The sequence below is a fragment of the Nonomuraea sp. GTA35 genome, assembly GCF_041950525.1.
In the GTDB taxonomy this organism is placed as follows: Bacteria; Actinomycetota; Actinomycetes; order Streptosporangiales; family Streptosporangiaceae; genus Nonomuraea.
On sequence record NZ_JBGNUV010000007.1, the window covers coordinates 41,069 to 66,589 of the forward strand.

12 protein-coding genes are annotated in these 25,521 nt (G+C 68.6%); 8 read left to right on the top strand and 4 right to left on the bottom strand.

What is annotated here, in order from left to right; all coding sequences use genetic code 11:
* Nucleotides 1–242 precede the first annotated feature (242 nt).
* The gene (locus tag ACBJ32_RS29640; protein WP_375129857.1) at nucleotides 243–1,286 is read left to right on the top strand and encodes an IS110 family transposase; all 1,044 of its coding nucleotides are present in this window, start codon (nucleotides 243–245) and stop codon (nucleotides 1,284–1,286) included.
* On the opposite strand, the gene ACBJ32_RS29645 is transcribed toward ACBJ32_RS29640, so the two are convergent.
* The 3 genes from ACBJ32_RS29645 to ACBJ32_RS29655 all read right to left on the bottom strand — a co-directional run bounded on the left by ACBJ32_RS29645 (nucleotide 1,240) and on the right by ACBJ32_RS29655 (nucleotide 2,807).
* The gene (locus ACBJ32_RS29645; RefSeq protein ID WP_375129471.1) at nucleotides 1,240–1,614 is read right to left on the bottom strand and encodes a transposase; all 375 of its coding nucleotides are present in this window, start codon (nucleotides 1,612–1,614) and stop codon (nucleotides 1,240–1,242) included. The genes ACBJ32_RS29640 and ACBJ32_RS29645 overlap by 47 nt on opposite strands.
* Nucleotides 1,615–1,665: 51 nt before the next feature.
* Nucleotides 1,666–1,959, bottom strand: a complete 294-nt coding sequence (locus tag ACBJ32_RS29650) for a hypothetical protein (protein ID WP_375129472.1) — start codon at nucleotides 1,957–1,959, stop codon at nucleotides 1,666–1,668.
* Between the two features lie 329 nt (nucleotides 1,960–2,288).
* Nucleotides 2,289–2,807 (bottom strand): hypothetical protein, encoded by a 519-nt coding sequence (locus ACBJ32_RS29655; RefSeq protein ID WP_375129473.1) that lies wholly within the window; start codon nucleotides 2,805–2,807, stop codon nucleotides 2,289–2,291.
* 46 nt (nucleotides 2,808–2,853) lie between these two features.
* Between ACBJ32_RS29655 and ACBJ32_RS29660 the strand changes: the two genes are divergently transcribed.
* The 5 genes from ACBJ32_RS29660 (at nucleotide 2,854) to ACBJ32_RS29680 (ending at nucleotide 6,443) form a co-directional block, all read left to right on the top strand.
* Nucleotides 2,854–3,723 (top strand): SseB family protein, encoded by an 870-nt coding sequence (locus ACBJ32_RS29660; RefSeq protein WP_375129474.1) that lies wholly within the window; start codon nucleotides 2,854–2,856, stop codon nucleotides 3,721–3,723.
* Nucleotides 3,724–3,755: 32 nt separating this feature from the next.
* Complete coding sequence (locus ACBJ32_RS29665) at nucleotides 3,756–4,112, top strand: hypothetical protein (protein WP_375129475.1); 357 nt, start codon at nucleotides 3,756–3,758, stop codon at nucleotides 4,110–4,112.
* Between the two features lie 43 nt (nucleotides 4,113–4,155).
* Entirely contained in the window at nucleotides 4,156–5,577 is a 1,422-nt protein-coding gene (eccB, locus tag ACBJ32_RS29670; protein ID WP_375129476.1) for a type VII secretion protein EccB, read from the top strand.
* Between the two features lie 120 nt (nucleotides 5,578–5,697).
* Nucleotides 5,698–6,102 carry a YbaB/EbfC family nucleoid-associated protein gene (locus ACBJ32_RS29675; RefSeq protein WP_375129477.1) on the top strand — a complete coding sequence of 135 codons (405 nt, stop codon included), beginning with the start codon at nucleotides 5,698–5,700 and terminating at the stop codon, nucleotides 6,100–6,102.
* The gene (locus ACBJ32_RS29680) at nucleotides 6,099–6,443 is read left to right on the top strand and encodes a hypothetical protein (protein WP_375129478.1); all 345 of its coding nucleotides are present in this window, start codon (nucleotides 6,099–6,101) and stop codon (nucleotides 6,441–6,443) included. The genes ACBJ32_RS29675 and ACBJ32_RS29680 overlap by 4 nt, the downstream gene beginning before the upstream one ends.
* A gap of 18 nt (nucleotides 6,444–6,461) precedes the next feature.
* Here the strand turns inward: ACBJ32_RS29680 and ACBJ32_RS29685 are convergent, their stop codons facing one another.
* Entirely contained in the window at nucleotides 6,462–7,817 is a 1,356-nt protein-coding gene (locus ACBJ32_RS29685; protein ID WP_375129479.1) for a hypothetical protein, read from the bottom strand.
* A 64-nt stretch (nucleotides 7,818–7,881) separates the two neighbouring features.
* Between ACBJ32_RS29685 and ACBJ32_RS29690 the strand changes: the two genes are divergently transcribed.
* Both ACBJ32_RS29690 and ACBJ32_RS29695 read left to right on the top strand, forming a co-directional pair.
* Nucleotides 7,882–9,252 carry a helix-turn-helix domain-containing protein gene (locus ACBJ32_RS29690; RefSeq protein ID WP_375129480.1) on the top strand — a complete coding sequence of 457 codons (1,371 nt, stop codon included), beginning with the start codon at nucleotides 7,882–7,884 and terminating at the stop codon, nucleotides 9,250–9,252.
* Nucleotides 9,253–9,476: 224 nt separating this feature from the next.
* Nucleotides 9,477–25,508 (top strand): toxin glutamine deamidase domain-containing protein, encoded by a 16,032-nt coding sequence (locus ACBJ32_RS29695; RefSeq protein ID WP_375129481.1) that lies wholly within the window; start codon nucleotides 9,477–9,479, stop codon nucleotides 25,506–25,508.
* Nucleotides 25,509–25,521: the final 13 nt, after the last annotated feature.

Here is a 25,521-nt window from a genome sequence, read left to right on the forward strand (position 1 = left end):
CCAGCCAGGGTCTGACCCAGCTTGAGACTGGCCACGTTGTGCCTTGGTGATGACCTGTCGCCCTGGCCCGGGCGGTGCCGCCGGACCAGGCGCGGATGTGTCCCCATAGGGGCCTCGCCATGTGCATCATCACAGTCCTGACCTCCTCGCCCGGCCGGTGACCGTCACCTGCCCTGCCGCTGAGGAGATCCGTGACCAGCTCCGCCGACCACCACACCACCCACGCCGATACGCCAGAGCAGATCGTGCTCGGCGTGGACACCCACAACGACGTGCACGTCGCAGCAGTCATCACCGTCATGGGCGTGCTCCTGGGCACCCAGGCGTTCCCGGCCACCGCCGACGGCTATGCCGCGCTGCTGGAATGGGCACGCGGACACGGCCACCTGCGGCGGGCCGGAGTCGAGGGCACCAGTTCCCACGGCACCGCCCTCAACCGCTACCTGCGCCGCCAGGGCCTCGATGTTCTGGAGGTCAACCGGCCCGATCGAGCCCGCCGGCGGCGGCGCGGCAAGAGCGACACCGTCGACGCCGAAAACGCCGCCCGCGCCGTGCTGTCGCAGGAGGCGACCGCCATCGCCAAGACCGGTGACGGCGCCGTGGAAATGATCCGCATGCTCAAGGTCGCCCGGGACTCGGCGGTCAAGGCTCGCACCCAGGCCATCAACCAGCTGCGAGCCGTCCTGGTACGAGCCGACCCGGCACTACGCGACGCCCTCGCCGGCCTCGGACCGATCACGCTCATCCGCACCTGCGCGGACCTGCCGGAGGCCGATCACCGCAGCATCGATGACGCGGCCCGCACGGTGCTGCGCATGCTCGCCCGCCGCATCCTGGCACTGACCGAAGAGAGCCGCGCCCACGAACGCGCACTGGTCGCCATCATCACCGACCGCGCGCCCAAGCTGCTCCAACGGCACGGGATCGGGCCGGACACCGCCGCCGCGCTGCTCATCACCGCCGGCGACAACCCCGACCGGCTCGGCAGCGAAGCCGCCTTCGCCGCCCTGTGCGGCGTCAACCCGATCGAGGCATCCTCCGGCAAGACCGTCCGGCACCGACTCAACCGCGGTGGCGACCGCCGCAGCAACAGCGCCCTCTACACCATCGTCGTCACCCGACTCGGCCGCGATACACGCACCCGCGCCTACGCCGAACGCCGCACCAGCGAAGGCAAATCCAAAAAAGAGATCATCCGCTGCCTCAAGCGCTACGTCGCCAGGGAGATCTTCCCGATCATCACCGAAGCGCTCTCACCTGCGGAAATATCATCCGCTGCGGCTTGACAAGCATAGGGGCGTCGTCACGCTCGTCTTCCAGCTGCTCGCGTTCTTTCTCCCAGGCCGCCTTCTCCTGGGCGTGCTGCTTGACCAGCGCGGCCTTCTCCCGCCGCAGCCGGGCCAGCTCCTCCTGCTCCGACTCCTCCAGCGTTCCGCTCCCGTTGCCGTTGTAGTGCTCGTCCAGCCGATCCATCTGCACCCAATTGTGCAGCGTGTACGGGCTGATCCCCAGATCCCGCGCCACCTGCGCGACGGGTTTGCCGGTCTCCTTCACGATACGCACCGCGCCCGCCCGGAACTCCGGATCAAAGCGCCGTCGCGTGACTGCTGCCACGACCAAACCTCTCCCGGTTCGGTCTCCACGCTACGAGGGGAAGGCCACACTTCATCGCGGGGGTGGGAAGGCACCGGCGACGCAAGCTTCCACAAAGTTGCCCTTCACATGCTCCCTCCATATGTCGGAGGTACTGCCGTCCGGATTGTCGGCGGGCAGGTCGTCGCCGGCTCCGCTGCTGTAATAGGCCTGCTCGCAGCGCGCGGCGTCGATGCGCATGTCACGGGCGCGGAGCTGCTGGTGAGCGTCGGCGCCACGGCGGCCGACCGTTCGCAGGTGGCTGAGGCGTTCGTCCATGGTGATGCCGTAACCATCCGTGGTGACGCCGCAGGCCGCAACGGCCATTGCGATGACGGCCGTAATCGCCGCAACGCTGTCACCTGCGCGCCCTGCGGTCGGCCCGTCAGCGCGTTCCTGCGAGCCGCCTCGGCGCCGAGACCGTTCGTCTCGACTCGCTCTCATCCGTTCCCTGGCCACCACCGGCGCCATGACGAGCCAATTCTGAAACGTCGGTTTCCCCGTGTCATCAGCACAGAACGCAGGACCAGTTGGCGAGGCGCGCACATCTCAGATAGCAGGTCAGGCTCAGGCTGAGGCCGCGAAGACAGACACGGTGGCGGCGCCCGGGCGACCAGCGCTCCCCGCGGTCATCCCCGAGCCTGATCGGCCGGAGCTCAACGATCGGCGAGTTCGCGATAGGTATCCCTGACGACCAGTAGACGATCTCGGCGGAAGCGGGGTGGCTCGGCCTCGCGTACCTCCCGGCCCCGTGCCGACCAGAAGGCTTCGGCCGGCACATTGTCCTGCCCCTCCGGGATGAACTTGAGGACTTCCTCCACAGCCGCGCATGCCATGGAGAGCACCCGGCGAGCATTCTCCGGGTCTTCTGGCACGTTGCCGGCGGTGAAGTCGGCGAGCCACAGCCACTCCCCCGCGTCGAGCAGCTGGGACGGCTCCGGGCCGCCGAAGGTCGGCCAGCCACTCGGCATCACCTCACGCCGGGGCAGCGAGAACAAGTACTCCCGGTCAGAACCGCAACCTTCGCAGGCCCCGGAGTAGCACTTGACCAGCGCACCTCCGCTGCTCACGACGCCGCTGTCCCATTCGGTCTCCACTGAGCCACACTCGCACGGGTTCAGATCGAGGTACACGAGAGCCTCGTCGCGGGTGCGGGCAACCGGCCAATCCGTCACACGCGCAACCTACAGGCGTTGCGCACCAACCCACTACTGTGCCGCCATGCGGACACCGACGCCGTTCGAGAAGCGGCTTCATCAGGCACAGGGCCGAGGCGACCTGACCGCATGCCTCACACTCCTGCGGTTCGCGGACTTCGCATGCCCGGTCAGTGAGGCCGCGGCCAGGGGCGAGGAGCAGGTCGCCTGGCCGACGGTGACGGGGGCGGACCGGGTCTGGGTGGCGGTGTACACCTCCGCGGAGGCAATGCGCGAGGCCACTGGCGAGGCCATCGGGCATTTCCGGGTTCTCTCGCTGGTCGAGCTCGCGGCCGGCTGGCCTGATCCGGGCTGGGGGCTGGCGATCAACCCAGGGCTGGAACCGTCGTTCCTGCTTGAACCGGGCACGCTCGCTCGGCTTGCGGTGCCCACGCTGGAGCAGGACCTCGCGGCCGAGCCGGACAGTGGCCTCCCGATCGTGCAGAAGCTGCTCACGGTTGCCCAGATCCAGGAACTGCTGGACAGTGAGCGCCCGCGGGTATCGGGTTACTGCCATCACGCGCTGGACGTCGCGCACATCGCCACGCCCGCCATCCTCGCCGAAGCGCTGCTGCAGGAGGATGCGCTCACCACGGAGGGTGCGGTCAACCTGGTGCGCTGGCCGGCGATCGGGTTGGGACTCTATCGAACGCCCTACGGCGGCACCGACGAGAAGGGCCGGGCGGCGGTCGCCGGCTGGGTGATCGAGGAGCCGCCGTTCGTCGGGATGGGCCTTGTGCCGAACGCGGGCCCGGCCATCAGGGAGTACAAGATCGACGGTATCGGACTTCCGCACGGCGCCGAGATCGTGGAGCTGGCGGATGACGGGCAGGAGCGGGTGCGCGCGAAGTATGACGCCGACCATGGCCGCTGGCTGCTGGTGGAGGCGGGGTGAACCGGCAACCGTATCGTGCTCGGTGGGCCGGTGTGGACTTCGAGGCGTCGCCGGACCTCGTCGGCGGCCGTCTGTGGATGCGTCTGTACGGGTCAGCGCCCGCGGACGGCTTCGAGGAGGTGGCGCCCGGGCGGTTCGTGCGCGTGGTACCGGCGACGGAGTGCTCGGCGATCTGGCTGGTGACAACCGTCTGTGAGTGGCGTGGCACTCCCTTCCTGGTGATCACCACCCGAGAGACGGAGCTGCTCCTCGAGTACACCGGCGGGGACGCGCGCCGGGCCGTGGCGCTCGGCCTGGAGCGGATCGAGCGCGGCGTGTACCGAGCCTGGGTGAAGCGCGGCGAGGTGGAGGCCCTGGGTGAGAAGGCCGTACGGCTCGATCGCCACTGAACCGCGCTGGCGATCGTGTTGGACGTGCGTAACATAGGCCGCCATGCAGACCCGAAAGGATCTCTACCAGGCGCACAAGCTGATGACCCAGCGCCTGGGACTGGCGCTGCTCCAGGGCGAGCCGGATCTACCCGAGTCCCCGATGCGGCGGTACAACGTGGCGACGTTCGCGGGCATCCTGGTCATGGTGCTGATCATGGCCGGGTTCGGGATCTGGGGCATGCTCAGCCCTGGAGGAGCCACCAAGCTCAAGGAGCCCGGCCAGCTGCTCATCGAGAAGGAGACCGGCGCCTCCTACGTCTACAACCAGAGCGACGGCAAGCTGCAGCCGGTGGCGAATTACGTCTCTGCGAGACTCCTGCTGGACAACCAGGACATCCAGGTACGCACCGTGTCGGCCGAGTCGCTGGCCGGTCTCGCCCGTGGCCAGAAGGTCGGCATCGCGGGCGCGCCCGACTCACTGCCCAAGCCGGAAAAGATGATCAAAGCGCCGTGGACGGCATGCGTGGTCGAGCAGACGGACGCCGCGGGAGTACGCCGGCCGTACGTCACGCTGCTGGGCGGAATCGACGTCGGCGGCACTCCGGTGGGCGGCGACGCGCTCGTCGTCAACGACGGGCAGCAGAACTGGGTGCTGTGGAACAACTACCGCATGCTCATCGAGAACCTGGGCCGGCTCACCGACCAGACGCCCCGCAAGGTGCCGATCTCCTGGGTCAACGCCATTCCCGCCGGACCGGACCTCGTCGCGCCCGACATCCCGCAGCGCGGCAAACGGGTCGAGGGTCCCGGCGGCTCGCCCGCGCGAGTCGGCCAGGTCTTCACCCTGGCCGCCATCCCAGGAACACCGGACCGCTGGTACGTCCTGCTCGCCGACGGCCTGGCGCCCATCAGCCAGACGCAGGCGACGCTCCTGTTGCAGGACCCAGAAACCAAGATCGCCTACGGCACCCGGCGGGTCCATCAGATCGCCGTCGACGCAGCCACGGTCAACGCCACCAAGGCCTCGTCCCAGCGCCTGCTGGGCGGCGGGCTACCGCTCACGATGCCGCGCTTCCGTACCCCGGACGCCTCCACCCCGCTGTGCGCGAAGTACGCCGACACGCTCAAGGGCTCGACCCGGGCACAACTGACGACCGGCGCGACGCTGTCCATCCCCAGACCCGCCGGCAGCGGCGGCCCCGACCGCGTCGACCAGGTCCTCCTCCCCCCAGGCGGCGCGGCGCTCGCCGGCCAGCTCCCCGGAGAAGGGCAAGCCGGCGCGATCAACGAATACTCGCTCATCACCGATGAGGGCAGGCGTTACCGGCTGGCGTCCGCCGACGTCGTCGGCATGCTCGGCTACGACGCCGCTCACGTGGCGCCGCTGCCCGCGCACCTGCTCCGTCTCATCCCGGAGGGTCCTCTCCTCGACCCCGCAGCCTCGCGCAAGCCCGTCACCGAAACCCCGTCCAGCCAGTCCTGAACCCACCATGCTTACCACTGGGCGCAGCAGTTGTTGGCAGGCGACGCAGATGTGTCGTCACCCCTGCCACGTCATTCGACGTTCACGTTACAGTCACCCAGCGAGGAGGTGGAAGCCTTGTTGGACGACGGTGACGTGGCAGGGCTCCAGGCCTATGCCGACGAGCTACGCGAGACCTTCATGCGTATGCAACGCGAGGCGTCCGACCTCAACGCGCGGGCCCAGTCCATCCGGATCACCGAGAAATCCGCCGACGGCCTCGTCTCGGCCACCGTGGGCGTCCGCGGGGAGCTGATCAGGCTGGACCTCGACCCTCGGGTGTTCCGCCGTCCCGACGCCAGAGGGCTGGCGGACGCGATCACCGGAACGGTCCAGCGCGCCGCGGCCAAGGCTTTGGAGGAACTGGTCGAGCTGTTCGCTCCGGTGGTGCCGCCCGAACAGCTGCGCGCCCATCTGAACGGTGACCTGGAGACAGTGCTCGACCAGCTCTCCAGCGGCATGTCAGGAGAAACGCATCACCGATGACCGCCGATGACCGCGCGGACCTGCACATCCGCGGACCGATCAGCTCCAGTCTCAACCAGTGGGACGCCATGGCGACCGACCTGAGCGCCGCCTGGCCCGGCATCGCGGCACGGATCCGCGCGCTGAACGCCGTTCATCCTCAGGGCGACGGGGCGGACGGCGCCTCCTTCGACAGGCGCTACCTGGCCGGTGGCGGGCCGGAGAGGTTCCTGCGTGACACCGAGGACCTGATCAAGGAGATCTCCGGTTCCGGTCCTCTGCTGCGCGCGACCGTGACCAATACGCTCACCACCGAGCAGGCGATCGAACTCGGCCTCACGAACCTTCCCCGCCAGGCCTGACGGCGAGCTGAGCCGGTCTCAGCCCTCAGGAGGTGCGGCTGCCGTCAAGGTCAGGGCGGGACCGCCGATCCGCCGCCAGGTAGCCGTGTCACGGGACCACTGGACGATCTCCGAGCGGTCGGTGGTGAGGACGTACACCTCCCGCCGGCCGACTCCCACTTCCGCACCCGCCGCACCGATGTCCCGCCAGCCCTGAACGGTGGCCTCACCCCCCGACTCTCTCGAGAGAATCCGTAGCCTGTCGCCCGACGGGTCGGTGGAGTAGAGCCCCGCGGCGCCGCCGTACAGCTCGCCGGCCGGGCCCGCCGCGTAGACCCAGGGCAGCACCGGTGCCGGTTTCTGGCCGGGCAGCCACTGGTTGACAACCGTGCGTTCGGGGTTGAGGCCGTACAGGTCGGTACTGGTGAGCGCGAACGAGGATCCGGCCGTGCCGACGAATTCCCAATGGCCGGGCTGGCCCAGGTAGCGGAAGATCCGGCCGTCGTTCGGATCGGTCGCGAACAGGCCGGGCTCACCTCCGTACAAACGGGCGGCAGGGCCGCCGATCTGTGTCCAGGACGTACCGTGCCCGTCCCACACCCGCACGGCTCTGCGGTCCGTGTCCAGACGGTAGACGCCGGAACCGCTGACCGCGACCTCGCGTCCTGCCTCGCCGATGTCCGTCCAGAGGCCGGGACGGCCCTCGTACCTGCGGAGCCGGTTGTCCGTGCCCGCGGCGAACAGGCCGGCGGGGCCGGACCAGAGGCGGGTGGCGCCCTCGCCCACCTTGGTCCACCCGGTTGCGTCCTTGCCGTCCCATCGGAAGACGCCTCGTCCTCCCGGGCCGACGGTGAACACGGTCCCCGCAGGGGCCGCGGCGGTGCCAGGAGAGGGGGGCGCGCCTGCCGGACCCCGCCCCGCAAGCAGTACGAGCAGCGCGAGGACGACGAGGACGGCTCCACCACCGGCGAGCAGTAGCGGCCGGGGACGCTGGCGTCCCGCTGGAGACGCTTCGCCTGCTTGCGCGTCCGTCGCGGCCCGCGCGGCGCGGGAGGATTCAGAAACCTTCAGCTTCTCCGGCGCCGGTGAGGTCGCCGCCGCGGGGGTCGCCGTCGGCGCAGGTGCGCCGAGCGCGGCCGCGTGCAGCCGTGCGGCGGACTCCAGCCGTGCCTGGCGTGTACGTTCGTCCGCTGTGTGGTCCTCCACCAGCCGGGTGAGCAGCTCGAGCGGGATGATCTTCTGGCCGGAGCGGTACTGACCCCACTGCGTCTTGCCCACGGGGTAGCGGCCGGCGAGCTCACGGACGGTCATGCCGCTGGTGAGCGCCAGCAGGAACTCCGCCAGCGCATTCGCCTGCTCGGTCCCGCCCCTCGCACGGCCCTGAGGCCTCCCCACTCTGCCGGCCACCACAGTCGCCTCTCTTGTCGCTCTGAAACCGCTGAACAGTGCAGCAGAACGGTTGTCCGCGGACAACGCATTGTCCGCACTTCACCAGCGATTTCATACCGAACTGTTACGGACAACGGCCGCGCCTGCCAGCCTGACAACCACTCGGCCGATCACCGGACGGCACACCGGTGATGACGGCCTGCCCACCCTTGCAGAGGCAGAGGAACGAAAGGCCCCTACCTTGTCAGAACAGGTTCTTGACGATGTACGGGATGGACGGCCGACCCCTCGGCCGAAGCCGGTCGGCGGCTCTGGCGCCGCCGGTCGCGCGGCCACGTCCGAGGAGGTCGAGGTGGTGTGCGATCACCCGTACGGGATCTCCTGGATCCACCGGACGGCGGGACGCGGACCTGTGGCCTCCGTGTCCACCGACCTGGTGGCGAAGAAGGATCGTCTCGCGTGGTGGGCGCACATGTCCGCGCACGAGATCGTCCCCACGTCGCTGTCCACCGGCCACGCCCACGATTTTCACGGACGGGCGTACTCGATGGATCTGACGGCGGTGCGGGTGGCCGAGTTCACGATGTCACCACTCAAGGGCCGCCGCACACCGGCCCACATCAGGCGCCACGATCCCGACGGCTACCAGCTCGTGCTGATCCACGACGGCCCGCTCCGGCTGGAGCAGCGGCGTAACGACTCTGTGCTGGATTTCGGCGACATCGCGCTGATCGACACCTCCCAGCCCTTCGTCACCGACTTCGCCGATGTCGGCAAGCTGTCCCGGCTGACACTCATGTACCTGCCCCGGCAGGCACTGCCCCTTCCCCGGGGCAAGGTCGAAGAGCTGCTGGCGCGCAGGCTCCCCGCCCGGACCGGCACGGGAGCCATGCTGGCCCGCTTCCTCACCGGTCTGCGCGAGCATGCCACCGGATGCCATGCGGCAGAGCTGCCCCGGCTGGGCGCGATCGGAATCGACCTGGTCTCGGCATTCCTCGCCACCCATCTCGCTACAAAGAGCCACCTACCGGCCGAGAGCCATCGCCGCCTCCTGGCCGCACAGATCGACGCCTTCATCGACCAACACCTCGGTGACCCCGAGCTGGGCCCGGCAGCCATCGCCGCGCACCACCACATCTCCGTTCGCTCCCTGCATGTGCTGTTCGAACAGCAGCCGCACACCGTGAGCGCCACCATCCGGCGGCGCCGGCTCGAACGCTGCCACGCCGACCTCGCCGACCCGAGGCTGAGCGACCTGCCCATCGGCGAGATCGCCGTTCGCCGGGGCTTCAGGACCACCGCCGAATTCAGCCGGGCCTTCCGCACGGCCTACGCCATGAGCCCACGCGACCACCGTCGGCAAGCGCTCACCGAGAACGGGGCCGTCCACGCCCTCCACCTGACCTCCGCGCCGGCGGACATTAATGGCACTCAGCGCTGAAACAGCGGTAAATGTTGGCACCCGGCGCAGCACGTCTTCGTGTCCCTTCTGGCCAGGTGACGTCGTGGCTATATTCACCCGCCAGGTGGCGATGGTTCGTTGGAGGACGGTGACGTGGCAAGGCTCCAGGCTTGGGCGCAATCCATCCGGGCGACCGTGTCCGGCGCCCTCACCACCGAGCAGGTGATCGAGCCCGGTACCACGAACCCGCGTCGCCGCCCGTGATGGCGGGCAGAACAGACGTCAACGACGCGCGCAAACCCGCAGGAAGCGCCCACGCCTTCGACGGCGGGATCGCCACCGAGGACGTCGAACCCGTCTGGCAGACCGAGGCGTTGCCCGGATGGGTGGTCCACCACCTGATCCCGCTCCTCACAGCGGGCCAGAGCTGGCCGAAGGGCAGCGAAAGCAAGCTCTGGGAGTTGCGCGTCGAGTACGTCAAGCTGATGAATCTCCTCATCGGGACTCTCGACCCGACCGCCGCCACGGTGCAGACCCTGAACGGCAGCCTCCAGTCACCCGCCAAGCCGGCCATCTTCAAGCGACTCGCCACGCTGTCCGACGACAAGGTCGGCGTGGTCGCCAAGGCCCAGGAGTCCTTCTCCTACGCGAAGATGGTCGACAACTTCGCCCGGGAGACGCAGTACTCCAAGCTTTCGGTCAACGTCGCGTTCTGGGTCGCGGTGATCGCCGCTTTCATCGCGCTGATCGCCGCCGGCTTCGTCCCGCTCGCCAGCCTGCTGCTGCGCAGCGTGGGAGCGGCCGGGGCAAGCAGGATCGCCCTGATCATGCAGCGCCTGGCGCTGGCGGCGTCGAGGTCGGGCACGGTGGCCAAGAGCGGCCAGATCACCAAGCTCGCTGGAACCGGCGCAGGCGCGGGCAACAAGTTCTTCAACGCGGCGCTGGCCGCTGAGCTGTTCGAGGAGATCTCGGAAGAGGTCTTCATCGACGCCTTCGCCCAGTACCAGCAGATCAAGATGGGCACCCGCGACAACTGGGACTGGAAGAAGATCAAGGCGGCGGCGATCGGCGCGGGCGCCGGCGCGGTCGCCGGCACCAAACTCGGCGGGCCGATGTCGCGGTACACCAACAACCTGCCCGGCATCTCCAGGCTGAACAGGATCGCGGGCGACAACCGTGGCGTCCGCAACGCGTTCCTACGCTTTCCCGGACGCGCGCTGAACACCGGCCTGAACAACATGATCGCCTCACCCGTCGGCAGCGTCGTCGCCAACTACGTCGTCTACGACCAGTTCTCTCTGCCGGGCGAGGAAGGCATGTACGGCGGCTTCCTCGGCGGCGCCGGCCGTACGAACACCATCAGCCCGTTCAACCCCAGCGTCGCGGGCGCGATCGTCAACCCCATGACCTCGCTGAGCGGCGTGCTCGACGACGCGTTGGCGGCACAACAGGGTGGTCCTGGCACTGCGGGGACGCCCGGAGCAGGCCTTGCCGACGGCGGCTCCCCTGTACCGGCCGGCCCTCGACCCGAGCTGGTCGAGGGTACCGCTGCAGCCAACGTGTCTCCACAGCGTCCGGCCTTCGACCTCAGCGGTCCGTCGGCCGGGACGGCCAGGCGGGACAACACCGCCGCGATCGCCGATCCCGTGGGGTCACAGCCTGAGAAGAGGACGCAGGCCGCGCCGGCGCCGGACCTCACCACACCCAACCCGAACCAGACCAGCCGACCGGCTCCGCAGCAGGAGGGAAAGCCGGACACCCAGAACCAGGCCGAGGACCAGGACACCGCGGACCAGGCGGGGCAGGCGTCCCGGCCTTCCCGGCAGGAAGCCCCGCCCACCGACCAGCAGTCCGCTACCACCGCGGATCGGGCTCCTGGCGACTCCGCGAACACCAGCCCCGCCGCCCAACAGACGGCCGACACGCCCGTACAGACCACCGCCCGGGAGCCTGCCGGCACGCAAGAGGCGCCGAACGCCCCACAGCCGACCAGGACCGCCGACCCGGCCAACGCCTCAGAGCCAGCCACTCCTCCCGAACCGCCCGCCACCGCAGAGCCAACGACTTCTCCGGAGCCGGCCGGAGCGCCGAAAAGCGCCGACGTCCCGCAACCGACCGGGGCGCCGGTCAACCGGGAAGAGGCTCATCAGAACGCGAGCACTCCCGACATCCTCGTCCCGTCCGAGGCGGTCACCACCACCACCGGCACGACCGCACCAGCGGAGCCGCAGTCCACCGCCTCACCCGCGCCCGGCCAGGAGCGGCTGGGCGGCGACCCCGCGCCCGGCCTGGTCACGCGACTCATCCGAACGGCCCGCCAGAGCAGCAGGGGCGTCCATGCCCTCGTGGCCGGCCGCCCCATCAGGAACTCCAGGTTCGTCGCCAACGGCCGGGCCCGCGACGTGCCCCCGCTCACCGTGGCAGAGGCCAGAGCGGCGTTCGAGGTCGAGGTGCTCGCCTCCGACCTCGGTGACACGGTCACCGGCCTGCGCTGGACCGGGGCGGGCACGCTGGTGGTCGAGCTCGACGGCCTGCCTGACCAGACGTTCGTCTTCGAGGTGGGCCCGGTCCGCCGGGGGCGGCTCGGCCGCACCGTGCTGCGTGACGGCGGCCTCAACGAGGTACGACTGGCTCCCCGCGTGACCCCCGACCAGGTTGCCAGACTGGTTCTGCACGAGATCGCCGACACGCTCCACGCCAGGAACCATCCTCAGCAGAGCCTGCTCCGCAGGCTGAGCATCCTGCCAGGCACCCAGGACGAGTGCCTGGCGGCCCGCCGGCGCGAGGAGGCGTTCCTGACCCGCAGGATGACCGAGGTGAGCGCTGCCGAACGGGACGTCCTCAAGTCGGAGCGCGAGGCGGTACGCAGGATCCTGGACAAGCATGGTCTGCCGTACGCCCAGGCCGACGCCCCTCCCGCGAGCCCGTCGCCTGTCCCGCCGTCAGTGGCCGACCTACTCACCCGGTTGCGCGGGCACGAGCAGGCGATCGGCTCTGCCGTGCAGGATCTCGGCCAGGCTCTGGCTGGGCAAATCGACCGGCTCCTGCGGATCGAGATGGACCTCCAACTGCGAGCCATGTCGACGGCCGGTACCGGCACGGCGCCGTTGCTGCTCGCGGTCTCCCAGGCCAGAGCCGCCTACGAAGCCGCCCAGCAGCTCCTCCACACGGCGGCCGGCTCCGCCACGCCGGTCACCGCGTTCGCCCGGGCACTGCACACGGCGCACCAGCTCCACCTGCGGTACGAGGAACAAGCGAGCCTGATGGGGGCACTCCCCCGGCTGCCGGACTCGCCGCCCGGACCGGGTCTGCTCCGCCAGCACATCGCCGCGCTACGCGCCGCCGCCGACCTCACCAGCGCGGCGCAGACCTCCCCAGGCACAATCGCGGACCGGCACGCGACGGCGGCCTCGGCCATCCGCGCCGCCGAGGTCTACGAGCTGCTGCTCGATCGGATGACCCAGGCAGGGCCCGCCCCGCCCAACGTGCTCGTCTCGCAGTTACTCCGGCTGGGCGGCACCTACGAGCAGCACTTCCGGCAGGCCACAGCACAGAAGCAGATGGTGAGCGCCCATGGCGCCCGGGACATCAACGAGCTGCACGCCTCACTCCTCGGGCACGTTTCCGCACGTCAAGGGGCGGTTGCGACGCTACGCTCGACCATCGAGCAGTTCGATGCTGTTGTCGATGCGCAACGTCGTGCGGTGCGCGCCTACAACGAGTCGGCGGGCCAGGCGTACGCACTGGCAGCGGAGGCCATGGCCGACGGCGACCTGGACAGGTCCGAGATGTGGCGGACCCTCGCGGCGGATCTCGGTCGCATCGGCGCACAGCAGGAGACGGCCGAACGGCTGGCGGTCGCCGCCCGCGACGCACACCAGCGGCTCGCCGACCTGCTGGAGCAGGCGGTCGACGGAGCACAGGTCGATCCTGTCCAGCTGAACTTCCATGTGGACGCGGCCACCACGGCCCTGCTCGCGTACCAGGAGGAGATCGCCCGGCTTCCGCCGGCGACGCCGCCGAATTCACTTCCCTCCCCCACACCACCGTCCGACACCGCACTGTCGCTACTCAGACAGGAGATCGACGACTGGGCGGAGGACCTGCGGGCCGCTTGGCGGCACAGGGCCGACCTCGGTCTCCAGCACCGGCATGATGCCATGGAGGCGCGGGCTGACGCGCTCGACGCGTGGAACCGGGCGATCGAGCACGCCATGGTGCAGGACGACAGCGCGGCGGAACGGGTCCGCAAGGCGGAGGCCGAGGCCGAACTGAAGGCGTCGATCGCGGCCGGCCACACTCACCTGGCCGAGCTGTACCAAGCCGCCGCCGCGGCCGCCGAGCACGCCTTACAAGCCGCCGAACAGGCGCTGGACGCTCTGGACGAGGTGAACACGCCGGACAGCCCGATGACCTCGCAGATCGAGAACGCCTTGAACGAGCTGGGAACCCGGGCGGAGGCGTTCGCCGCGGCGGACCGGGCGACGCTGCCGTCCATGAAGGCGCTGACAGGGGCCCATGTGGCGGGCCCGATCGCCAACCTCGAAGCGTTGACCGCGATGGTCAACGGCATGCTCCAGCAGCAGGGTGTGGCCGAACGCTTCACCGAACAGCAGTTGCGGTACGCCATCCGCCAGGCGTTCCGCACCGCGGTCTCGCCGGACGGCATGGTCCTGCGCCTGAATACGGCCACAGGCGCGGGGCTGCGTATCCGGCTGAAGCTGGATGATCTCCGAGAAGTCGCACGCCCGAACAGCACGCACTCCGAAACCATGATCGGTCAACTACCGCAGGGTGGCGGCCAGACGTCCACGACCGCCAAGTTCTCACGCAGCTTTTCGTTCGACAAGAACATAATGCCCGTTCTCGGGTGGATGCTGCACGCCTCAGGGATCCCGGTCCCCGAGGCACTGCTGCGGTTCGCCGTGCTGAACCTCAAGGCCGCCTGGTCCGACAGCCGCTCCGCCTCTACTTCGGCGCTGGACAACTGGCTGAGGGGCAACGTTGAGGACAACCGCGGCACCGCCACCATGTTCAGCGCCCGGGCGGGCTGGGAGGTGGAACTGCGCACGACGTCCGGCGATCCGGTGACGCGTGTGCTGCCCCCGGCCGAGAACGCGCGCCAGGGCCTGTGGATCTCGCACGCCTACCTGACCGGCCCGCCGGAGAGCCTCATCCAGCTTCCTGAGGCGGAACGGCAGCGCCGTCCCTTCCCCGGGCACGTCGTCACTGGTCTGACCGGCCTGGCGAGACTGGCGGACCAGGTGACGGAGCAGCTTGAGGACGTCGGGCTCAGCCCTGTCGCACGCGGCCAGATCATCACCGCTCTCACCGAGGATCTGCCGAGTCACCTCGGTGAGGCCGTCAACGATCCTTCGGGCCTGCGCCGGGCCATCACCGTGAACGGCCGGGTCCGAGCCGTGATGACGGTGCGCACCAGGGTGCTGGCCGGAGGTGAGCCCGTTGGTGTCCCCAGCAACAAGCACCACCAGGAGCGACTGCGCAACGGGGCCTCCAACCCGGGCCAGAGCCAGTCCGGCAGCCACAACAAGAACGCCGGAGTGGAGGCAGGCGTCAATCTGAACCCCCGCGGCGGACCCCGGACCGAGATCGGCGCGGACCTGGCGCCGAAGGCCACCACGGGAGTCGAGTCCGGGCGGTCGGCCACCGTGTCCACCAGCGTGAACGGGGTGGCCATTCACCCGAGCGTGCAGCGATGGGCCGGTCACACCCAGGGCTACGAGCTCACCGTGGAGCACACGGTGACGATTCAGGTGCTGGGCAAGGGGTCGAAGACGGTGACCCTCACCTCCGAACCGGGCACCGGCCTGTTCCGCATTCCCGAACCGGACGCCTACCGCTACGGCCTGCCGGTCGACGCCGCCGCGGAGGTCGGGCTCAACCCGGACGGAACGCTTCTGCTCAGGGGCGATCCCGTCCGCCGGAACCCGCCCGGCAGGGTCGGCGCGTTGCCTGTCTGGCTCGGCAGCGATCCGGGACAGACCCGGGGCGCGGGCCCGGCACTGGTTCAGCAGGTCACCGGCATGGCCTCCGTCCGAGCCCAGGTGGAGGCATTCCTCCGCGCCCAGGGGGTACTGCCCGAGCTCAAGAACGGAGTGCCCTCCTACTCCAAGTTCCCGCTGGTCAGAGCCAGCCAGATCGCCAACGAGCAATTGGTCGCCGAGCAGTTCTCCGCGGAACGCCTGGAGACCGGCTACGACCAGGCAGCCCAGGAGGGCCTGTTCATCAACCTGGTCCAGCACCAGGTTGGCCGCGGGGCCCAGCACTACACCCTGCGGATCAAACTCGAGCAGCACTTCGACCAGGTGGCCTACGAAGGCGTGACCGATGCCGAACCGGTGGTGAACCTGGATATCGGCTCTGACACCTACTCATCAACCGTGAATCGCGGTAAGTCGTGGAAGGCGCCTGGAACGTTCAGCCCCGAAAGCTCGGATCTCTCCGGGGTCACGGCCTTGAACGCCAAGGGCGGCTACGGCAGGGGCCACCAGCACGCGCACACTACGAGCAGCACCGTCAACCAGGTGAAGCTCGTGGAGGGCAGTGGGCTGACCGCTGTCTTCCGCGTACCGCACACCATCCGGGTCGATCTGCTGACCGGCTCCAACGTCGAGAAGCCGGTGGTGGAGGAGGAACTGGGTGACGCGCGGGTCCTGCTCCCCGCCGACCTGCTGCCCCTCGCGCCGGCGGCGGACGGCCAGCCCCGGCCGGAGAGCCCGCGCCACCCCACCTCGGAACGGGCCATGCGGCTGGCCACCGTCGCCCACCTCGACGTCGGCGACATCGCGGCCGCCGCCGCGAATCTGCTCGCCAATCCGCCCGGCCGCGAGTCTCCACAGTTCCAGCACCTGTCAGCGTTCTTCAACGTACGCAGCCTCATCAGCCATCCCGAGGTGTTCTCCTCCGGGCACCGCGCCGCAATCCACACCACGGCTGCACTCCGAGCAGCCCGGCACCAGCCGGTCTCCCTCACCCTGACGCCGGGTGAGTCCCACTTCCTGTCGGCCGTCAATCTGGTGGTGGGCGACATCAACCTCACGCTCGGTGCTCACGGCAGCTCGGCTCAGGGATCCAGGTCCGTGGGGTTGGGGGCCGGCACCGGAGTGCCGCTGCCGGTGCCGGGAGAGCCGGGCTCCGAAGAGGGCCTGGCGGGCTCCGGGTCGACGACGACCACGCGGGAACAGAAGGTCATCGCCGGGCCCGAGCGGCTGGCCATCGACACGGGCAAGCAGTACGCCTTCGCGATGGGCGTCACACCGAACCTGACCGTGGGATCCGGTGCCGGCGCCAGGACGAGCGTGGAGGACGACGGCACCGTCGTCTACTTGCTCGCCGAACGGGATGCGCTCGACCTGTACGCGAGCAGTGAAGTGAAACTGCCCCTGCACCAGGTGGCCGACGCCGCCGAACGGCTGATGAACGGCAACCTCCAGCTCGGCCGCCGGGTGGCGATCAGGTTCATGGACCGTTACCTCCACGATCTGGCCCAGGCGAGAGCGGAGAACGGGGGCTGGCCCACGGTGCCCGGTGTCCCGCTCACCTCGGGGCACGACACGCACCGGGCCCTCGCTCGGCTCCTCGAGCTGTTCCCCGACGCCAGGCTGACCGAACTGATGCACCCGGACGTTCCTCCAGGGCAGCCGGGAGAGGAGGTAGCCGAGACGCGCGACCGGATGCTGAGCAGTCCCGACTTCTACCAGCGGGTGTGGGACGGCCTGCGAGCCGACGCCCAGCGGCTGGAGAACGGAGATGTCCCGGCCCAGCTGGCGCCCACCTACAGCGACTCCATCGGCATGAGCACGGTCAAGCAGGTCGACCTCCACCCGGCCGACGACCCTGGCGCTGAGGTGGATCTGCTGGAGGAGGTCATGGCGGCGGTCGACGATGTGGCGCCGGGCGTGCTCGACCTCGACCCCGAGCTGCTGCGTGCGCTGACCACCGACTTCTCCCGGCAGACGTGGCTCGGGAAGATCGACAATATGCTCGACCCCGACTGGCCCGGCAGTGCTTACACGGTCAGGGTCCCCGGGAGCGAGGAGACACTTCAGATCACCGTACGGGCCGAGCTCACCGACGATGTGGCGTATCGGGGCGACGTCCACGACTACGGCCAGATCTTCCAGATGTACACGATGCTCGAAGAGAACGCCTCCGAGTCGGCGAGCACGACCGTCACCCCGGACTTCAAGGCGACGGAAACCGCTGAGTCGGCCGCCGCGACAACCGACCGTGGCGGGACTCACGCGGGCGCGAGCAATATGCAGCACACCCGGGTACAGCGCGTCGCGGCCATGGACGGCGCCAAGGCGGAGGTACGCCAGGGCATCAGGCTCTCCATCGAGGTAAGCAGGAGCACGGACTACTGGGTGGCGCCGGGCCTGCCATTGGTTGTCTCCGACCAGGAGGCCGCAGCCCGTTCCGGCTTGCCGCAGAGCGTCATCCGGCACGTGGCCGGCACCATCGACCGGATCATTCCAGCCGGCATGGTCTCGCGCCCGGGCACGGTCCCCGCCCCCGTGCCCGCCGTACCCGACCCCCGGCCCATCCCCGCACCCGAGAACTTCGTGGTCGAGACCACGCGCGTGACAGGTCTGGCCAAGGCCGTCGAACAGCGGCTGAAGGACACGCTCGATGTCGAGCTCGGCCCCGAGGACTCCCAGGCACTCGCCCGGCTGCTGTCGGGTAACTTCCGCAACGCCCTCTTCGAACGGATGACCGCCAAGGACGGGCACATGGTGATCCAGGTGCCGAAGGGCGACGGAAAGGTGGTGCGCATCCGACTGGGCGCTGTGCTGTCCGAACCGGTCGTCATGTCCGTCGGTCGTGAGAACACGGAGATCGGCCAGGTCGACCGCCGGCAGTGGACGACCAGGGCGAGCGCCGACGGCCCCCGGTGGCTCCCGGTAAGCGCGTCCGTCGGGAGCAACGAGGACAACTCCTGGTTCCCGCTCAACTCCCCGTTCGGCATGGCGTTCGGCTACCTTGACCAGACCACCGACGGCTTGACGGTCAGCGGCGGCAACCGCGACGAGACCAGTGTCTTCGAAAAGGCCGACGGCAGCTCGGTCCGGTTCCGGGTCGACTACCACGTCGGCTTCGAGGTCTGGTCGGATCCCGACACCGACCAGACACCCGAGCGCACCGTCGCGGCGCAGCGCATCGCGACGGGCAACGCCGACGTGATCCTCTTCGATGGGGTCATGCAGGCGGTCGAGAAGCAGGCCGAAAGCTTGCCGGCGGCCGCCTCCCCTCACGAGCAGCCAGCGCACAGCACTCTCGCACGCCCTCGATCGCTGGCCGGCCTCCTCGCCGCTGACCATCACGAACTGGCCACGGCCCTCTCCAGCGAGCCGGACAGGATCAACCTCGACGCCGACCTGCCCGGCGCCCCGTACGGGCAGCTCAGACAGGCGCAGTTGGCCTCCCGCGAACTCGGCAGGGACGTGCAGGTCACCATCCGCCTTCCATCCGGCCGGCCCCTGACCTACATCGCCACGCCCGACGGCCGGCTGCATCCGCAAACGCACGACGGTGACTTCGGGCAACGCTTCGCCGGCCTGCCGACGCTCCTGATCACGATGGCCGAGCAACACCACATCGACCTGCACGCGTTGCACCAGCGGACCAGCACGGACGCGGAGACGAGCCTGGCCGAGCAGCTACGGCGGGAGCTGAACAGGCGCGCCATCCTACTACCCGCGGCAACGCCGGGCTGGCCGGTCAGCACCACGCCCGGCGACGGGGCGCCAGGCGGCATGGACGAGAGCGGTGTCACCCACGGCTCACCGGACCCGGATTCCCATTTCGTCCCGGACGGCCGCACCAGCCCCGAAGACCTCACCGAAGCCGAAGCCAGAAGACTCAGCGAACCGGAACTGATCCCACAAGACTTGGGCGGCGCCGTCACCGCCATCACCTGGCTGTCGGACACCCAACTGATCGTCCAGCACCAGACCCTGGGCGAACTCCACTTCACCGTGCAAGTCGGCCCTGTCAAAGGCGGCTATCTCGGCGAGACCAGGATCAAACACAACGCCCAAGACGGCAGCCGTTTCTACGAGATGACCCTCGCCCCCCGAGTCCATGAAGACCAGGTCGCACGACTCGTCCTCCACGAGATCAGCGACGTCATCCAGCACCAGCTCGAAAAAGCACACACCCACACACCAGGACAAGCCACCCTCGACGCATGCGTCACCGCCCGCCGCAACGAACTCCGCTTCCTGCAACGCAAACACCATGCCGCCCAGGAAGCAGGCAACACCACACTCGCCGACAGGCTCGCCAAAGAGATCACCGCAGTAGAACGCGACCTCGCCAAACGCATCGGCTCCTCGCCGCAAGAGGACAGCATCGACGACCTGATCAATTTCGGGCTGCCAGGGGAGGCCGAAAAGCCCGCAAACGAGGGTGACGACGCGACGCACCCAGCGGAGCTCGACCACGCCACGCGCACGCCCCAGCTCAACATGAACCCGGCCACCTGGCCAGGAGAACAGCTCGCCAACAGCTACGATCCGCGCAAGGTGCCATGGGCTCCCCAATGGGAGCACCTGCGAGACTCAGCCACGCCCATACCGGTGACTCCCCCGAGCGGGGCAGCCCACCTCGAGGTACGCAGGTTGCTTGTGCCTTGGCAGGGCTCAATGCGCCCCGTCACCGAATTCACGCTCCAGGTGCTCTATCGCGCCGATCCCGGTGTCGGCCCTGACGAGATCGCCACTGCCCATGCCAGCCTGCTCAACGGCATCGACCTCTACTACAACTATCAGCACGAGCTGCCCGACGGATCCCAGCTACACGTGCGGGTGGAGTTCGTCCCAGCCCCAGATTCGGCCCCGCCCGACAACCTCGTCCTTCTCTGGCCGGGAACCGGTGACCGCGCTGTGGACTTCGCCGACAGACAGCGCTGGTACGGCAATGACGAGGCGATCAGCACACCACTGGAACAGCTCAGGAACTATGCCGAGCGCCCCATGATCCACTACCTGAGCTGGTATACGCAGCAGGAGCCAATCGTCTTCGCACACGAGGTGATGCATCTGCTCGGCATGTCCGACGAATACGTGAGCAGGTGGGCAGACAACGATCGGAACCGGCTGGGCGCCAGCGGCGTCCATGCCGACGCCACTCTGCTGGGGTCGGCCCTCCTCTTCTGGTCGGAGCACGATCCAATACTCGACCGGGATGGCCGTGCCGTTGCCGGGATCAGCAGCCTGCGTGATCGCCATGTGGAGCACATCTACGGCCTCGTCCCCGAAAGCGCCGTCCAGCCGAAGGTGCCGCTGCACCGCCCGGCCGCCCCGGCGGACGGCGCCGAGTGGACGCGTCCTGAGTATCTTCCCAGTGCTTTCCTTCCCCGCGACGTGCGCAGCCTGCTCGACGCGTTCCCGCCAGGAGATCGTCCACTGCTGGCTCACCTCAGACTCCTCGAACGCATGGCCGGGCTCTTCCCCCTCGTGTCACCACTGCTTGCAAAGCATCTCGAGTACACCGACACCCTTGTCAGGACGGCGCAGCAGCTCTACAACGCGGGCCCGGAGTACTCCTTCGGCCTCTCCGACCTCGTCCAGCTGAAGAACTTGTTCGACCTGCTCGGGCCGTTCGAGGTGCCGGATCTTCACCTGCTGCATCAGGAGATCAACTCCTTGCTCCGGCGCCCCGCCTCGACGCCTGTCGGGAACCGCCTCATCCAGGACCTCGTCACGTTCGCCGCGTCCGTGGAGCCGCAGAGCCGGGAGGCAACCGCTGCGACTCTCTACACGGCCGCCATCAAGGAGCTTCGCCGCTTGGGCAGCGCCTTGCACGAAGCGCTGGATCGGGGCGACGCCGAGGCGGCGAGCGACCTGACACGCGCGATAGAGGCAGCCGCGGAACTGGCACACGTGATAGAGGCCGTGCTGAAGTCCACCGGAGTGAGCTTCGACCAGGAGCACATTCCGTACGCGCATCTGTCCGACACCGTACGCGGCCTGCTCGAGGACTTCCCCCCCGGAAGCCGCCCGCTACTGGATCACGTCAGGCGGCTGCACCGCATGGCCGCGCTGTACCAGGACGTGCCGCAGCTGACCCAGCAGCATCTGGAGCGTACAGACACGTTCGTCCTGATGACACAGGAGCTCTACAACGCCTCCCACGAGGAACGCTTGGGCACCTACGAGATCGGCAATGTGAAGGTTCTGTCTGACGTGCTGCTGGGGGACGTCATGCCGGACGGTGGCCTGTTGCGCGAGCAGCTCAACCCACTGCTGGGACGCCATCCCTCCGCACCTGCCGATCGTCAGGCGATCGAGAAGCTCGCCTGGTACGCGGGATACGTGGCTCCCCGAACCGGCGAGACAGGGCCCGCGAGGCTACTTGAAGGCATCGCCATCGAGGTTGCGGAGCTGGAGGATGAACTGCTCGATGCGCAGCAGAGTGGCGACACGGCCGAGGCGGAGTCGCTGACGCATCGGATCGAAGCCGCCAGGAACTGGGCACGTGTGATCGAAGCCGCGGCAGAAACCATCACCGGCGAGCCATCAGGAAATGCCGGGGACGAGAGCGGATTCACTCATGGCGCGCCCATCCCCGACTCCGAGTTCGTCGCCGACGGCCGGACCACCTCAAGCGAGCTCACCGAGGCCGAAGCCAGAAGATCCTTCGAAGCGGAGGTGATCTCTGGAGACTTCGGCGACGCTGTCACCGGCATCACCTGGGTATCGGACACCAAGCTGGTCGTCCAGCACACGACACTGGGCGAGCTGCACTTCACCGTTGAGGTCGGCCCGGTCGAAGGCGGCTATCTCGGCAGGACCACCGTCGAAGGAGTCACCGGGGACGCCGACAACCCGCACGTGATGACCCTCGCCCCGCGGGTCCACGAAGACCAGGTCGCACGACTCGTCCTCCACGAGATCAGCGACGTCATCCAGTACCGGCTCGCGAAGGCACACACGCACCAGCACCAGCGGGGAGATGCCGCCGTCGACGAATGCGTCACCGGCCGCCGCAACGAACTCCGCTTCCTGCAACGCAAGCACCAAGCCGCGCAGGTAGCCGGTAACACCGAACTCGCCGACAAGCTAGCCAAAGAGATCACCGCAGTCGAACGCGACCTCGCCGAACGCACCCGCCCGTCACCGTCCATCGATGACGTCATCAACGGGATGGACACAGCGGAACCTGCGCCCATCGAGGTCCAGGACGAACCCGAACCTATCGGCGCGAACCTCTCCCAGGTGACCCTGAGCGACGGCTCCCCCGCCCTGCTCCTGGAACACTCGACCCGCCGAGAACGAGATTTGCACCTGCTGATGGCCCAGTTGGCCGGCCGCCTCGGGCTGATGACGAACGCCAGAGCATCCGGTGACCGGAACATCTTGATCGACTGGGCACCCACCAGCAACTCTTCGGGCTTCCTGGGCACCCGCGAGGCGGTCTTGACCGGATACCTGGTCGCCGTGGCCGACGCCACGCCGTTCGTCACAGAACCGGCCTTCCACCTGCTCCCGAGCGGCACTCCCATCCTGGAGCTGTTCTTGCGCGAAGACGCCTCCGGCGAACGCACGTGGATGAGCAACCCACTGTCCCCGCTGGACGTCCAGACGCTGAGGACCATGCTGGAGGACCTGCGCTCGGAGTTCGCCGAGCTGGGCCTGCTGCCCGAGTTCGACCGGATCATGGCACGGCACGAATCCCTGGCCGGAGGTCTGCTCGCCCCGAACGCGGCCGGCGGGCAGAGCGTGGTAACCGCCGCGCCGGGTCAACTCCTGCACCTCGGTCACCTGGACCGGCTCAGGGTCATGGACGAACACCCGCCATCCGCATTGGATATCTGGCCGGCTCCCCAGGGCGAGATCATCAACGCTGCCCACCGTCTCCGCAACAACATCCGGCACGGGGTTCTGGAGAGGCGGGACACGGCACTGGGCCGGGTGCTCACCTTCGCCGACGGGTCACAGGCCCTCCAGATCCCCCTCGCCATGACCGCACAGGTACTCGTCCGCGCACTCGTCAGGCAGGCGCTCGGTCTCGAAGGGCCGGCGGTCCACATCGACGAGGAAACGGGAGGCGTGTGGCGCACTTACGGCAGCAACGACCTGCGGGCGAGCCTGGCCACCGGCATCGCCCAGGTGATCGGCACGTCCGGCCGCGCCACCGAGGTGGTCTTCGTCGACGGCCGGCGGGCGCTGCGCCACGAGTTTCTCAGCCGCGAAGCAGCGGACGATTACGAAGCCAGGCTGGAAGAGGCCCGAGAGGTCGCTGATGGCACGCCAGGCTCCTACCGGTCCACTCCGTTCGTCCTCTTCGAGGAGATCGTGGCCGCTCCGGAGCCCGCCGCCGAGGCGCAGGCCCGCCTGGCCACCCGAGCCCTGTACACCCTGCTGAGCCACGACCGGCCGCTGGACCACGCGACACTGCGACGGCTGCTCGACGCCAACCCCCTGCTGGTCCAGTTCGGCGAAGCCTTCGACCACGACTTCCGAGCCGGCGCGCCGGTGCTGGCAGCCCGTGACGTCGCCGACCTCACCGCCCGGTTCGAAGCGCTTCGCGGCGTCTTCGACCGGCTGGGCCTCCGTGACCACTACGAACGGATGCTGAACGCCCTGAGCAGGTTCGTCGGCACCGACGACACCCGGCTGATCCCACTTGCGCTCTCCGAGACCCTCGCCACCACCGCGGAGTATCGCGTCCCCGCGTGGCGGCCGCCGTCCGGCCCGGTCCTGCGTGGCCTGCTGCAGAACGACCACCTGGCGCAGGTGCACAGCCGCCTGGTACAGGCAAGAGCACTGCACTGGGCCGACGACACCCAGGAACTGATGGATGTGATCTCCCGTGCCGATGCCGAGCTCGCGGAACTGCCGAGCGCCGGAGGATATGTGTACGCCATCCGGGTACCCCGTAAGCTGATCCGCCACGACATCCGGCCCGGTGAAGGGTTCGCCGCAGACACCCTGCTCGACGGCGTCGACGACGTCGCCCTGCTGGCCGAGACTTCCCACAGCGTCAGAGTGACCATCCTGGCCTCCGGCTACGTGCCGGTCGGCGACCTGTCGGGCAAGTCACATCACGCCGCGTTCAGAGCAGGCACCCTCTTCACCGTGACGGCGATGCTGCACACCGACGACGGCGAGACGCACTACTTCCTCACCCAGAACACGGCTCATCGCGGCACGCAACCCGTGGTAACACCGACGATCGCGCTCACCCCCGACCTGGCGGACGCCCTGGCGCCCGCTCTGCACGACGCGGTCAGCGACACGCGGGCGGGAGTACACGTCGACAGCGGCCTGGACCACGACACACGCCTCGATCCACGTCCTGCAGGCGGCGCCTTCGTGGTCGAGGGCCGCTACTCCGAGCAGGGAATGATGGTCGGCGGCCGTCCTGTCCCGGCAGAGGTGATCGCGGCGATGCTGCTGAACTCCCCCAGACTGCCGCCCGACGCCGCGATCCTGCTCACCGGCCCTCACGACGGAACCACAACCTTCGCCCAGGACCTCGCCCGGTACGCCAACCGGATCGTGCTGGCAGCCGGCGCCCCGTTCGAGACCACTCCGCTGGGCAATCTCTACGTGAGCAATGCCCGCCCGTCACTCGGAGACCTGCAGATGTTCCCGCCGGCCGACACCTCGTCCGCCGCCGCGCAGCAACTCCGGGCCTGGCTCGCTCCCGCGCTGCCGGCGGCAGGCATGCACCCATCCATTCGTGCTCTGGCCGGCGAGGCGAGCAACAAGCATCTGCTGCTCTCCGAGATGCGTCCTCGCGGATTGGGTTTGCTTCCATGGCATCGGCAGTTGACGGAGACCGAAGAAGAGTCGATGCAGGACGCCTACCGTAGGATCAGCCGGATCCTCGAGGAGGCCGGTGGGCGGGCGCTCCGTCTCGACGAGGTTCGGAGCCTGCTGCCGTACATCAACCCCCTCGACCGCAAGGACAACTGCGCCGAAGTGGCCCTTGCGGTCGACGACATTCTGAGCGGCCGACCCGCCGTGGCTGGACTGATAGGAAACTTGAGTATCCGAACCGCAGGGGTGTACAGCAGTCGCGCCATCCAGCAGATGGGTTCACTCACGGCCACCACGCTTCATGAGGTGGAGGAGCTCATCCGCCGGAACCCAGGATCGAGGGGATTGGTGTCGGTCAGCCGGGCTTTCGGCGCCGGGCACGCCTACAACATTGTCAACATAGACGGCCGGCTATTCTATTTGGACGGTCAATCCAGAAAGCTGGAGACGGCCAATATGCATGTCATAGGATGCACTGAATATACTGTCTATCGGACGGCGTAGCAGGGCAGGGCTG

Excerpts from the sequence above, each read along its gene's own strand:
- ACBJ32_RS29650 (WP_375129472.1), bottom strand. The coding sequence starts at position 1,959 with ATGGCCGTTGCGGCCTGCGGCGTCACCACGGATGGTTACGGCATCACC.
- ACBJ32_RS29660 (WP_375129474.1), top strand. The coding sequence starts at position 2,854 with ATGCGGACACCGACGCCGTTCGAGAAGCGGCTTCATCAGGCACAGGGC.
- eccB (WP_375129476.1), top strand. The coding sequence starts at position 4,156 with ATGCAGACCCGAAAGGATCTCTACCAGGCGCACAAGCTGATGACCCAG.
- ACBJ32_RS29680 (WP_375129478.1), top strand. The coding sequence starts at position 6,099 with ATGACCGCCGATGACCGCGCGGACCTGCACATCCGCGGACCGATCAGC.
- ACBJ32_RS29695 (WP_375129481.1), top strand. The coding sequence starts at position 9,477 with ATGGCGGGCAGAACAGACGTCAACGACGCGCGCAAACCCGCAGGAAGC.